The sequence below is a fragment of the Alishewanella sp. HL-SH06 genome, from assembly GCF_052656265.1.
This window is the reverse complement of record NZ_CP199752.1, coordinates 2,010,171-2,022,403: the sequence shown is the minus strand read 5'-3', so window position 1 is coordinate 2,022,403 and position 12,233 is coordinate 2,010,171. Positions and strand designations below refer to the sequence as shown.

General features: G+C 48.4%; 10 protein-coding genes and 1 pseudogene. 6 read left to right on the top strand and 5 right to left on the bottom strand.

The features are described from left to right. The first annotated feature begins 123 nt into the window (after positions 1-123). From ACUJFK_RS09355 to mnhG, 6 genes are read left to right on the top strand one after another with little or no spacing between them, the layout of a single operon-like run. Entirely contained in the window at positions 124-3,018 is a 2,895-nt protein-coding gene (locus ACUJFK_RS09355) for a monovalent cation/H+ antiporter subunit A (protein WP_445424676.1), read from the top strand. Then, positions 3,018-3,368 (top strand): Na+/H+ antiporter subunit C, encoded by a 351-nt coding sequence (locus ACUJFK_RS09350; protein WP_226751513.1) that lies wholly within the window; start codon positions 3,018-3,020, stop codon positions 3,366-3,368. The genes ACUJFK_RS09355 and ACUJFK_RS09350 overlap by 1 nt, the downstream gene beginning before the upstream one ends. Further along, on the top strand, positions 3,365-4,960 hold the full coding sequence (locus ACUJFK_RS09345; protein ID WP_445424675.1) for a monovalent cation/H+ antiporter subunit D: 1,596 nt from the start codon (positions 3,365-3,367) through the stop codon (positions 4,958-4,960). The genes ACUJFK_RS09350 and ACUJFK_RS09345 overlap by 4 nt, the downstream gene beginning before the upstream one ends. Continuing rightward, the gene (locus tag ACUJFK_RS09340; RefSeq protein WP_229585913.1) at positions 4,957-5,457 is read left to right on the top strand and encodes a Na+/H+ antiporter subunit E; all 501 of its coding nucleotides are present in this window, start codon (positions 4,957-4,959) and stop codon (positions 5,455-5,457) included. The genes ACUJFK_RS09345 and ACUJFK_RS09340 overlap by 4 nt, the downstream gene beginning before the upstream one ends. Continuing rightward, the gene (locus ACUJFK_RS09335; RefSeq protein ID WP_226751510.1) at positions 5,454-5,732 is read left to right on the top strand and encodes a K+/H+ antiporter subunit F; all 279 of its coding nucleotides are present in this window, start codon (positions 5,454-5,456) and stop codon (positions 5,730-5,732) included. Before ACUJFK_RS09340 ends, ACUJFK_RS09335 begins: the two co-directional genes overlap by 4 nt. Then, positions 5,729-6,103 (top strand): monovalent cation/H(+) antiporter subunit G, encoded by a 375-nt coding sequence (gene mnhG, locus ACUJFK_RS09330; RefSeq protein ID WP_445424674.1) that lies wholly within the window; start codon positions 5,729-5,731, stop codon positions 6,101-6,103. The genes ACUJFK_RS09335 and mnhG overlap by 4 nt, the downstream gene beginning before the upstream one ends. 23 nt (positions 6,104-6,126) lie before the next feature. Here the strand turns inward: mnhG and ACUJFK_RS09325 are convergent, their stop codons facing one another. The 5 genes and pseudogenes from ACUJFK_RS09325 to ACUJFK_RS09305 all read right to left on the bottom strand — a co-directional run bounded on the left by ACUJFK_RS09325 (position 6,127) and on the right by ACUJFK_RS09305 (position 12,190). Then, positions 6,127-7,191 carry a sulfate/molybdate ABC transporter ATP-binding protein gene (locus ACUJFK_RS09325; protein ID WP_445424673.1) on the bottom strand — a complete coding sequence of 355 codons (1,065 nt, stop codon included), beginning with the start codon at positions 7,189-7,191 and terminating at the stop codon, positions 6,127-6,129. A gap of 193 nt (positions 7,192-7,384) precedes the next feature. Further along, positions 7,385-9,379: a bifunctional metallophosphatase/5'-nucleotidase gene (locus tag ACUJFK_RS09320; protein WP_445424672.1), complete on the bottom strand. Its 1,995-nt coding sequence runs from the start codon at positions 9,377-9,379 to the stop codon at positions 7,385-7,387. A gap of 71 nt (positions 9,380-9,450) precedes the next feature. Then, on the bottom strand, positions 9,451-9,870 hold the full coding sequence (locus ACUJFK_RS09315; RefSeq protein ID WP_226751506.1) for an HIT family protein: 420 nt from the start codon (positions 9,868-9,870) through the stop codon (positions 9,451-9,453). A 249-nt stretch (positions 9,871-10,119) separates the two neighbouring features. After that, entirely contained in the window at positions 10,120-10,983 is an 864-nt protein-coding gene (gene fghA, locus ACUJFK_RS09310; protein WP_445424671.1) for an S-formylglutathione hydrolase, read from the bottom strand. A gap of 87 nt (positions 10,984-11,070) precedes the next feature. After that, positions 11,071-12,190: pseudogene (locus tag ACUJFK_RS09305) on the bottom strand (S-(hydroxymethyl)glutathione dehydrogenase/class III alcohol dehydrogenase). Positions 12,191-12,233: the final 43 nt, after the last annotated feature.

The following is a 12,233-nucleotide window of genomic DNA, read 5'->3' as shown; positions in this document are numbered from 1 at the left end:
AAAGACAGCCAGTAATGCTAAGATGGCAACACCTTAGTGGCAAAGACAGGTTAATGCCTTTGCAGGCGTAAATATCTACCCTCTATACTCTTTATTTAACAGCAGATATTTGCAAGGAGCGAAATGCTACTGTTACTGATTTTACTGCCCTTTGTCGGCGCACTTATCGCGGCCTTTATGCCTGCACATGCGCGAAACCGCGAAGCCTGGTTTGCCGCACTGATTGCACTGAGTGGTTTGCTGCTGACCTTTTCTCAATATCCGGTTATTTCCGAAGGACTGAGCTTACGCCAAGAGATCCGTTGGTTCACGGCTATCGATTTAAACTTGGTGTTTCGGCTTGATGGTTTAGCCTGGCTGTTTACTGCCTTGATCCAAGGGATCTGTTTACTCGTGGTGGTTTACGCTCGCTACTATATGTCACCTAAAGATCCGGTACCGCGGTTTTTCGCTTTTCTGTTGGCCTTTATGGGCGCGATGCAAGGTATCGTGTTATCTGGTAACTTAATACAGCTAGTGATGTTTTGGGAGTTAACCAGTCTTACCTCCTTTTTATTAATTGGTTATTGGCATCATCGACCCGACGCACGCCGTGGTGCTCGAATGGCTTTTACCGTTACCGCCTTTGGTGGCTTGTGTTTATTTATTGGCATGTTATTACTTGGCCATGTCGCAGGCAGCTACGACTTGGATCAAGTGCGCCAAGCCAGTACAACCATTCAAGCTCATCCTTGGTACTTAGCTATTGTGCTGTTAGTGGCAATAGGAGCCTTAAGTAAAAGCGCACAATTTCCATTTCACTTTTGGTTACCGCATGCCATGGCCGCCCCCACGCCGGTTTCGGCCTTTTTACATTCGGCTACTATGGTTAAAGCAGGCATCTTTTTATTGATGTTACTGTGGCCGGTGCTCGCGGGCACACCAGAATGGACATGGATCATCGGCACTGCTGGGGTGTGTACCATGTTGGTCGGCGCTTTTTTGGCGATTTTTCAACATGATTTAAAAGGCCTACTGGCCTACTCTACTATTAGTCATCTTGGCCTGATTGTGTGCTTACTAGGCATCGGTACGCCTTTAGCCATGGTCGCGGCTATCTTCCACACCTTAAATCATGCCATTTTTAAAGCCTCGTTATTTATGGCCGTGGGTATCATTGACCATGAAAGCGGCAGTCGAGATATGCGCGCGCTAAGTGGCTTACGCCAGGTGTTACCCTACACTGCCACGTTAGCGATTGTGGCCAGCGCAGCAATGGCGGGTGTACCGTTGTTAAATGGCTTTTTATCCAAAGAAATGTTCTTTGCCGAGGCGTTGTTAGTCGGCTCAAGCTCAAATTGGTGGATGTCGGCAGCAGCGGTGTTAATGGGGATTTTTGGCGTGGCTTATTCGCTACGCTTTATTCAGGTTTTTTTTGGCCCAGTGCAAACGGTTAAAGCCAACCCGCATGAACCGCCACGCTGGATGCGCTTTCCGGTCGAGTTTTTAGTGCTGTGCTGTTTTGTGGTGGGGATCTTACCTGAATTGAGTATCGGGCCGGTGCTGCACGGCGCCGCACAATCAGTGTTGGGTCAAGCCTTACCCGTCTACTCTTTAGCTATTTGGCATGGCGTTAACTTGCCGCTAGTCATGAGTGTATTGGCCTTTGTTGGCGGTATCACTTTTTATTTTTGGCTCAGCCGTTACTGCCAATTGCATCAGCGTGATCGGGTACCGTTATTGCATCGCTTAAATGGTAAAGCGGCTTACGAAACCACCATGCTGATCCTCGCTGCCAGCGCCGCACGCTTAGAGCGGCAGCTAAGTACCCGACGCTTACAACCGCAACTAATATGGATGATTTTAGCGGGGTTAGCGGCATCAATATGGCTGTTATCGGCTTGGCCAACACTCAGTGTCAGTTGGCCAAACGACACGCTCAGTTTGACTTTTGCATTGTTATGGTTAGTGGGTTGTAGCTGTGCCATTGCGGCGGCCTGGCAGGCAAAATTTCACCGTTTAGCTGCCCTTATTTTAGTGGGGGGTACCGGTATCGCCACCAGTGTCACGTTTTTGTGGTTATCGGCACCCGATTTAGCGTTAACTCAACTGATGGTAGAAACCGTCACCACGGTATTACTACTGCTCGGTTTACGCTGGCTGCCAGCACGTATTTCTTCCAAAAAACTGAATTTACAGGCATCGGCACGCGATCGGTTACGCCGCATTCGCGATTTAATCATTGCCATCAGTGCTGGTTCAGCTTTAGCTGTTATCAGTTATATTATTTTGCGCCAGCCAGATAACGCCACCTTAAGTCGTTTTTACTTAGAAAAAGCCATACCTGAAGGCGGCGGCAGCAACGTTGTCAATTTACTATTAGTGGATTATCGAAGTTTAGATACGCTGGGCGAGATTGCGGTATTAAGCATCGTGGCTTTAACCGTCTATGCCCTACTGCGACGTTTTCGCCCTGCTATTGAGAGCATTAAGATCCCACCGCAACAACGCAATCCTCTGGACCCGGCTTATTCACAACTGCCCAGTGAACAAGCAATCAGCGGTTACTTACAGATCCCAGGCGTCTATTTACGCTTACTGTTACCTATTATTTTGCTGGTGGTCGCCTACTTCTTTTTACGAGGCCACAACCTGCCCGGCGGCGGTTTTATTGCTGGGCTGATTTTCTCAGTAGGGTTAATTATTCAATATATGCTGTCTGGCACGGCCTGGGTTGAAGCCCGCTTCAAACTACAACCGCACCGCTGGCTCAGTTTTGGCTTAGTGCTAGCCGCACTAACCGGGGCTATGGCTTGGTATTTTGACCATCCGTTTTTAACCACGCATACCTTGCACCTCGATTTACCTCTGCTGGGCAAGCTGCATTTACCCAGTGCGATGTTTTTTGATCTGGGCATCTTTGCAGTAGTGGTTGGCACCACCATGCTGATCTTAATCGCTATCGCCCACCAAACTGTGCGCAGTCATCGTATCCCGGGTATCAAAACAGAGACAGACACCGCAGAGGAGCGCCGTTAATGGAACTGATTTTAGCAACTAGCATCGGCATTTTGTTCGCTTCAGGTATTTGGTTAATATTACGTCCACGGAGCTTTCAGGTGATTATTGGCCTGTTACTGTTGTCTTATGCAGTGAATTTATTTCTGTTTATTACCGGCAAAATTCAGGTCAATCGTCCCGCTTTTGCCAGCGACGCCGTCAGTTTTATCGAAGGGCTCTATGCCGATCCGTTGCCGCAAGCCTTGGTACTCACCGCCATTGTGATTGGCTTTGCGACCTCGGCGTTATATCTGGTGGTGTTATTAGGATCTCGTGGTTTAACCGGTACCGATCACGTCGATGGTAAAGAGCAGGAGCATGACGAATGAGTTTGCTTTTAGCCGAGATCATCGTATTACCGATCGTGTTGCCGTTATTCACCGGTGCCTTGCTGCTGCTCATAAACGAACGCCATCACAAGCTTAAGTTTTTTATTAATCAAACCAGTACCCTACTGCTATTTTTACTGGCCATTCTGCTGTTGGTTATCACCGATAGCGCCCCCGCCGAAGAAGGCTTACTGGTAGTATTGTCCGCTAACTGGGCTGCGCCCTTCGCTATTGTGCTAGTCGGTGATCGTTTGGCTACGCTATTTTTATTAGTCGGGGCATTACTGGCCAATGCCGCGTTAATATTTTCTTATAGTCGCTGGGCGCGTTTAGGTGTGCATTTTCATACTTTGTTCCAGTTTTTATTAATGGGTATTAATGGCGCCTTACTCACCGGCGATCTGTTTAACTTATTCGTGTTTTTTGAAGTGATGCTCGCCGCATCTTATGGGCTGTTATTACACGGCTACAACATCACCCGGATCCGCGCCGGTATGCAATATATCGTGGTGAATCTGCTGGCGGCGGTGTTTTTCTTACTGGGTATTGCTTTAGTCTATTCTGCAACTGGCACATTAAACTTTGCCGATTTAGCGGCGAAAATGCCGGTATTAGCAGACGAACCACGGCAATTACTGCACGCGGGTGCTGCTATGCTGGCGGTGGCTTTTTTAACAAAAAGTGCCATTTGGCCTCTTGGGTTTTGGTTGCCGACGACCTACTCGGCCGCATCCCCGCCAGTGGCCGCCATGTTGGTCTTTTTAACCAAAATGGGGATTTATGTTCTGCTGCGGCTATATTACCTTTTATTTGGTGCCAATAGCGGTGCCTCGGCCGGTTTTGCTGCTGATTTCCTACTTTATGCCGGCTTAATGACCATGGCTTTTGGCGCGCTGGGTTTACTCGCGTCACAGGAGTCCAGTCGCATAGCCAGTTACAGTGCGGTGATATCTTCAGGCTTATTGCTCACCTTATTAGGCTTAGCCGAGCCGAGTATGCTCAGTGCCATGCTGTTTTATTTGATCAGCTCTACCTTAGCAGTAACCGCTTTTGTGTTGTTAACTGAATTGATTGAACGGATCTACACGCCGGCCGATAGCGTGTTTGCATTGAGTATGGAGTTTTTTGCACCAGAGGAAGAAAAGCAGGAGTCCGCTGGCGTGGCGATCCCCGCGGCAATGGCCTTTTTAGGTATGAGTTTTGTAGCCTGCGCGCTTATTATTGCAGGCTTACCACCGCTATCGGGCTTTATCGCCAAGTTTAATATCTTGCATCATCTGTTGCAGCTACCCTTTAGCTTAAGCCATTGGCTGTTGCTTATTTTGCTCATGCTGGCAGGGTTAACCGCTATTATTGCCTTTATGCGCTTTGGCGTGCGCAGCTTTTGGACAGCACAAGCCACCACCAGCCCGCGCTTGAAATTAAATGAAGCAGGCCCCGTGCTACTGCTGTTAGCGCTTTGTATCAGCTTAGCTTTTTTTGCTGAGCCACTACATAACTTACTGGAGCGTATTACTGCTGACTTACAACATCCACAACGTTATATCGAGCAGGTCTTAAGCACTTTACCAACACGCAAGGAGGCACCATGAATAAACTGCTGCCTAGTCCATTGTTGTCGGTTAGCTTAATCGTGATATGGCTACTACTTAACCAATCATTGGCCCTTTCTCAACTGCTTTTAGGCGGCCTGCTCGCATGGGTTATTCCTATGTATTGTGCGCCGTTAGCCATTAAAGGTTCGCGAATTCGCAAGCCTTGGGTACTATTTCGTTTACTGGCATGGTCGGCTACTGAAATTGTCCGTTCTTGCATTAATGTCAGCCGCATTATTTTATTTCGACGTCAACATCAACTGAATTCGCAATTTATTCGTGTGCCATTGCATTTAAGGGATGTCACCGGGCTTGCCGTTTTATCGTGTATTATTAATTCAACCCCTGGCACGGTTTGGGTAGAAATTCTGCCAGATACACATGAGTTATCATTACATGTATTTGATTTACATGATGAAGCCTGGTGGATAGACACCATTAAACAGCGCTATGAACAACCTTTGATCGAGATTTTTGAAGGGGCAAGCCAATGAGCCTGTTACTGACAATGGCATTATATTTTAGCCAATTTTGTTTACTGCTTGCCATGCTCTGCTGTGGAATTCGTTTGATCCGTGGCCCCGCCGCTCAGGATCGGGTGTTAGCCTTAGACACTTTATGGATGGTGGCCATGCTATTTATTCTGGTGCTCGGTATCAGTTTTGGCAGCGTGTTGTATTTCGAAATCGCATTGTTAATTGCCTTAATTGGCTTTGTTTCTACCTTGGCCTTAGCGAAGTTTTTATTACGTGGAGAGGTGATCGAATGATTGAATTAGCCGAGTCAATCCCAGCGTGGATCGCAGTACCGGTGGCCTTGCTGTTAATTGCCGGTAGCCTGATCACCTTAATTGGTACCTTAGGCTTAGTGCGTCTACCCCATTTTTATCAGCGCATCCATGGCCCGGCGATCAGTATTACTTTTGGCACCACCTGTTTTGTGCTGGCGTCGATGCTGTATTTTAGCGGTTTAGGGCTGCGACCTGTGCTGCACGAATTGTTAATCAGTGCTTTTGTACTGCTAACGGCCCCGGTCAGTGCCATGTTGTTAATGCGCGCAGCGGTTTATCGAGATTTACGCAACACCCACAAACAAGCACAGCACGACAGCGCAAAATCTAGCCAACCCCCATCAGCTTAGCAGGCCTTGGTGATGGTAAGGTATTAAATACCTTCGCCTAAAAACACTTTACTATACCGAGGTCGGATCCAAGCTGGCGCTCCGGCAACTAAATTCAGCGTATTAAATTGCGCTTTGGGCAGTTCAATATGCACCAGCTGTGCAAGCTCTGTCGCTTGTACTTCTAAGCGCACTGTTGGCCCTACCACCGTAATTAAATCAATGGTAACCGGTATCGCATCAGTTTGCGGACAATTAAAAACGTCAATTTCATGCGGCCTGACATACGCTAAACCGGCCTGCTCAGCAGCACTGCTATGCTCTGGCGCGGGCATCGCGGCTTTACCGATATGGGTTTGACCTTGATTAACCCTGGCATGGAACAAATTGACATTACCCAAAAACTCATACACAAACGGATTGGCCGGATGATCATACACTTGCTCAGGCGTACCGTGCTGCTCAATTTGGCCTTGATTCATCACAACGATACGATCCGCAACCTCTAAGGCTTCTTCCTGATCGTGCGTAACAAACACGCTGGTTACATGGATCTCATCGTGTAAACGGCGCAGCCAACGGCGTAACTCCGCGCGCACCTTGGCATCGAGCGCACCAAAAGGTTCGTCTAATAATAACATTTTGGGTTCTACCGCGAGCGCTCGCGCTAACGCAATGCGTTGGCGTTGCCCACCGGATAATTGTGCTGGATAGCGGTCGGCAGTCCAGCCTAGTTGCACTAACTCGAGCAGGTTATGCACTTTTTTTGCAATGTCGGCTTTGCTTGGCCGCAATTTTTTCGGTTTCACCGTTAAACCATAAGCCACGTTTTCAAACACCGTCATATGTTTGAATAAGGCGTAATGCTGAAACACAAACCCAACACCGCGCTCAGACACATGTTGCTGACTTATATCTTGCTGATTAAAGCGAATAAGGCCGCTATCGGCCTGCTCTAAGCCCGCAATAATTCGTAATAAGGTGGTTTTACCCGAGCCAGACGGGCCCAGTAGCGCCGTGAGCTCACCGGTATTTAGTTGCAGATTAATCTGGTTTAACGCCTGAAATTGCCCAAAACGTTTACTGATATGTTCAATATGGATACTCATTGCAGCCTCTTCGCGGCCAGCTCTGCAGCTGGAAAACCCCTAGCAGGCGCAGTAGGTTAAGCTACGCCTAAAAGTGTATCTTACGGCGAAAACTCAATAACAATAAAGTTCGATTTTCTTCTTCGCTATTCCAAGTTGGAATAAGAGCACTCAGTTCTTGCCATCACTCTGCGCAACCATCAAGCGATGCGCCCTATGGCGCGCGCTGAAGCGTTACCGTTGCAGGTCTTGTCTGTTGCCATAGCGCCGGATAAGCTTGCAGATAACGAATAAACGCCTCGGCCGGTACTTTACAATCCGCGTTAGTTTGCTGACAAGGTAAGCCAGCCGCTTGTGCGTATTCCGGTACATAAGCCGTTTTACCACTGGCATCTTGCTCGGCGCGCACCCGTGTTACCGCAAACGCTTTTGGCTGACCGTTCAGCAAAATAATATCTCGCCGGTCGCTGCCGTTTTGTTGTACTTGTTGCAGCTTATGCCAACCATCATTGCCATTGGCTAAATAATCCGTTGTAGCAAGACGATACTGCCGCTCGGGCAGCAGTGCTTGCCATTGCCCTTGTTGTAATACCGAAACATCTGTAAGCACTAAACGGCCATCCGCTTGCTCTATTGCGGTATATCGTAAATGACTGCTATACGGAAACTTCCCCGCATGCGCACCGGCAGGTAAGGTAGCGCTGATGGTTTGCTGCAATAATGCCAGCACATCGGCTCCGCTCACGGTTAAAACGCTGAGCGCAGAAGCAAAGGGTAATACTTCTAAACGAATATGCCCTTCGAACACGGCGCCGGCGGTTAAATCACTGCGAATATTGCCCGCCCCCAGCAAAGTAAAATCAACCGGTTGCTCTAATTCTGCGCGAGCACGGCTATTTAACCAATATTGAATGCCATCGGTAATATGCGCCGCTAAAAGCGAACCATGTTGGTCACTGCCACCCGTACCCGGTAAACGCACATGGGAAAGGGTTTGCTCCAGTGCACTGATTTGCTTCCCATAGGCTTGTTGCACGGCCGGTAAATAAACCTCATCCAGCACTTGGCGTAAGTTAGCATCTTCTTCAGTAATGGCCGTGCGCGCTAACGCGGCAATAAAACCTAATTGCTTGGCCAGTGGCTCGCCCTGTAGCTGGCTATCGGCTTGGCGCAAAGCCGAGTGATATAATTGTTGGCTGGCCAGTAAGGTGTTTTGCCCATCGCAACGATTGATTTGGCCTTGCCGATCAAAGCTCACCGTTAAAGCACCGACGGCTTGCGCAAACTGTCCGGCTTGCACTACGCAGGTGATGGCCTTACCATCAACATTACGAATTTGCTCGGCATACGGCGCTTGCTGGCCCAGCGACCACTGCCGAAAATCGCCAAGTAAGGTATGCGAATGCCCGCCAACAATCACATCAATACCATTCACTTTAGCGGCCAAGGTGCGATCACGCTGATGCCCTAAATGGGTTAACGCTACGATATGTTTGACACCCTGTTGTTGTAAAAAATCTACCGTTTGTTGGGCAGACGCGACTTCATCGGCAAACACTAAGTCGCCGGTATCAGGCACCATGGCGCGCATATCCTCAAGCGCGAGGCCAAATACCGCCAGCACCGGTTCAGCAGGGTTAATCGGTAAAGAGGTCGGTTGCCATTGCTGATCCACTAAACGAAATAATTGAAACGGCTTTAAATTCTCGACCTTGGCTAAACGCGGCTCGGCGCGGCTATCGACATTAGCGGCTAACACCGGAAAATTAACTTGGCTGGCAAATTGCGCTAATTTCTCAAGGCCGATATCAAATTCATGATTTCCCAGCGCCATCGCATCCAGCTGCATGCGATTAAGAATGTCGATATTAATTTCATGCTCAAACAATTCAAAATATGCACTGCCTTTAAAGGCATCACCACCATGTAAAAACAAACTACTCAACCCCTCATTGGCAGCTTGCTGGCGTAACGTGCGCGCATGGCTGAGTACCCGAGGATGACCACCAATAAAGGTATAAAGCGGCTGCTCTGCCGCCCCAAATAACTTAGCGGGTGAGGCATCAAATTGTGAGTGGGTATCATTAATATGAATAATTTGCAGCTGCAAGCCCGTTGTTGCCGTTGCTGTTGTCAGCCGTTCAGTTTGAAGAGTACAACTGCCTAACAGCAGCGTTAAAGCCAGTAGTATGCCCGTTTGCTTTTGCATCAGTGGTTTCCGTATTTTTACACCTGAGTTAGCCGCTTACCTTGCCGATGGCCACTGCGGTTAATCTGCGCTTATTGCGTCAATAACTTTGCCAATTCAACTGCTTGCGATTTGATATGCCCCATATCACCTTGCTCAGCACCGTGGCGTTTTAATTCGCTTAAATGCGTTGGGATCAGATGAAAATGCAAATGCGGCACCGTTTGTCCCGCCGCAGTACCATTGAGTTGCATTAAGACGATGCCTTCCACTTTTAGCAGACTTTTTTGCGCAGCCATCACTTTTTGCACCGTCGCTAGCAGAGGAGCGGCATAATCTAAGGGAAGTTCAGCCAATGTTTCTGCCGGGTATTTGGGGATCACTAAAGCATGACCATCTGCCTGCGGCATAATATCCATAAAGGCTAAGCTGTGTTCATCCTCATAAATTTTAAAACAGGGTAATTCACCACGTAAAATTTTAGCGAAAACGTTGTTATCTTGATAGCTCATAAGATGCTCCTGGCTGGGGTTGTTAACGTTTACCGATTATGCCAGCATGAACGGCAACAAGGTAGCAGTGCACTGCGCTTTGTTATGGACTAGCCTGAAAAATCGCCGGTGCAGTGACGACATGTTGTTGCTAATACCCAGTGTGCAAGGCCCATTAACGGTGGGGGTTAACTAGAAACCGCTAGCACAGGAAGCCAGTGAGGGCGACGGCATAACACGATACCGTCACTGCTCATAAAACAAAGCTCGCTAAGCGCCAGTTAAGCCTAAATGACGGGCATGAAAGCGCAAATGCTGCTCGATAAAACTGGCGATAAAGTAGTAGCTGTGATCATAGCCTGCTTGCAAACGGATTTCAGCGGCAACGCCTGCTTGCTCTGCGGCTTTAACCAAGCTGTCAGTTTGCAACTGAGCCGGATAAAAGTTATCACTGAGTCCCTGATCAACTAAAATCGGCAGCTGACTGCCCTGCTTCGCCAGCAAATAAGCAGCGTCGTATTGCTGCCATTTTGTTTCATCGTCCCCGAGATAACCGCGCAGCGCTTTTTGGCCCCAAGTACAATTCATCGGGTGACAAATGGGTGAAAAAGCAGAAATACTGCGATACTCGGCATTGTTACGCAGGCCAATGACCAGAGCACCGTGCCCCCCCATCGAGTGACCACTGATTGCTTTAGCCGCGCTCAGTGGCAATTCTGCCTGCAGCAGTGCCGGTAATTCCTGCAAAATATAATCATACATCTGATAATGCGCAGCAAAAGGCGCTTCAGTGGCATTAACATAAAAGCCGGCCCCTAAGCCAAAGTCATAAGCCCCATCTGGATCATCAGCAACATCGGCGCCACGAGGGCTGGTATCGGGCATGATTAGCGCCAGTCCAAGCTCTGCAGCCACACGCTGCGCCCCGGCTTTGCTGGAAAAATTCTCATCGGTACAGGTTAAACCTGATAACCAATACAGTGCAGGTACCTTGTGTAGCTCTGCTTGCGGCGGTAAAAATACTGAAAATTGCATTTCGCAGTGCAGCACCGCAGATTGATGTTTAAATCGCAGTTGTTTGCCACCAAAACAGCGTTGTTCGCTTACAGCGATAAGTGCAGAAGAAGTTGTCATACGCGGCCTCTTAATATCGAAAAACGCAAGATGCCTATCGGCCTAACACGCCAAAGCAAAAGCGCTAAGGCGTGTTAGTGATAAGCTTTAGAAGTGGATTACGGTGCGGATCGACTTGCCTTCATGCATTAAATCAAAGGCTTTGTTGATGTCCTCTAACGGCATGGTATGCGTAATAAAAGTATCAAGTTCAAACTCACCGTTTAAATAACGCTCAACATAATCCGGTAATTCGCTGCGACCTTTTACGCCACCAAAGGCCGTACCGCGCCATACACGACCAGTAACCAACTGGAATGGCCGGGTTGAGATCTCTTGTCCAGCACCCGCCACACCAATAATCACCGATTCGCCCCAGCCTTTATGACAACATTCTAAAGCAGAGCGCATCACGTTGACGTTACCAATACATTCAAACGAGAAATCCACGCCACCATCGGTCATCTCAACAATCACCTCTTGGATCGGTTTGTCGAAATGCTTCGGGTTAATCACATCCGTCGCGCCCAATTGTTTGGCGATCGCAAATTTATCTTCGTTAATATCAATGGCAATAATGCGGCTGGCTTTAGCCATAACTGCACCAATGATCGCCGATAAGCCGATGCCGCCTAAACCAAACACTGCGACGGTATCGCCTTCTTTTACTTTGGCGGTATTCATTACTGCACCCATGCCGGTAGTGACACCACAGCCGAGTAAGCAGACTTTTTCCAACGGGGCTTCTTTATTAATTTTAGCCAGTGAAATTTCTGGTAATACCGTGTACTCAGAAAAGGTGGACGTGCCCATATAGTGATAAATTGGCTTACCGTCTTTTGAAAACCGAGTGGTGCCATCAGGCATCAAGCCTTTGCCTTGAGTGGCACGAATGGCTTGGCACAGGTTAGTTTTGCCCGACAAACAAAATTTACATTTACCACACTCTGGGGTGTACAGTGGGATCACATGATCGCCTACCGCCACTGAAGTGACGCCTTCACCGACGGCTTCGACAATACCCCCCCCCCTCGTGCCCTAAAATAGCCGGAAAAATGCCTTCAGGATCTTCACCAGACAAGGTAAAGGCATCGGTATGGCACACGCCGGTAGCCACGATACGTACTAACACTTCGCCTTTTTGTGGCGGCATTAAATCGACTTCTTCAATGGTTAACGGTTGACCTGGGCCCCAAGCGACGGCGGCACGTGTTTTAATCATGTTCATCTGTTGATCCTTTTAAAAAGTTACACAGGAAGATTTTACTATG

Coding starts and splice junctions, on each gene's coding strand:
- ACUJFK_RS09315 (WP_226751506.1), bottom strand. CDS start 9,870: ATGAGCTATCAAGATAACAACGTTTTCGCTAAAATTTTACGTGGTGAA.
- ACUJFK_RS09350 (WP_226751513.1), top strand. CDS start 3,018: ATGGAACTGATTTTAGCAACTAGCATCGGCATTTTGTTCGCTTCAGGT.
- fghA (WP_445424671.1), bottom strand. CDS start 10,983: ATGACAACTTCTTCTGCACTTATCGCTGTAAGCGAACAACGCTGTTTT.
- mnhG (WP_445424674.1), top strand. CDS start 5,729: ATGATTGAATTAGCCGAGTCAATCCCAGCGTGGATCGCAGTACCGGTG.
- ACUJFK_RS09340 (WP_229585913.1), top strand. CDS start 4,957: ATGAATAAACTGCTGCCTAGTCCATTGTTGTCGGTTAGCTTAATCGTG.
- ACUJFK_RS09345 (WP_445424675.1), top strand. CDS start 3,365: ATGAGTTTGCTTTTAGCCGAGATCATCGTATTACCGATCGTGTTGCCG.
- ACUJFK_RS09320 (WP_445424672.1), bottom strand. CDS start 9,379: ATGCAAAAGCAAACGGGCATACTACTGGCTTTAACGCTGCTGTTAGGC.
- ACUJFK_RS09355 (WP_445424676.1), top strand. CDS start 124: ATGCTACTGTTACTGATTTTACTGCCCTTTGTCGGCGCACTTATCGCG.
- ACUJFK_RS09335 (WP_226751510.1), top strand. CDS start 5,454: ATGAGCCTGTTACTGACAATGGCATTATATTTTAGCCAATTTTGTTTA.
- ACUJFK_RS09325 (WP_445424673.1), bottom strand. CDS start 7,191: ATGAGTATCCATATTGAACATATCAGTAAACGTTTTGGGCAATTTCAG.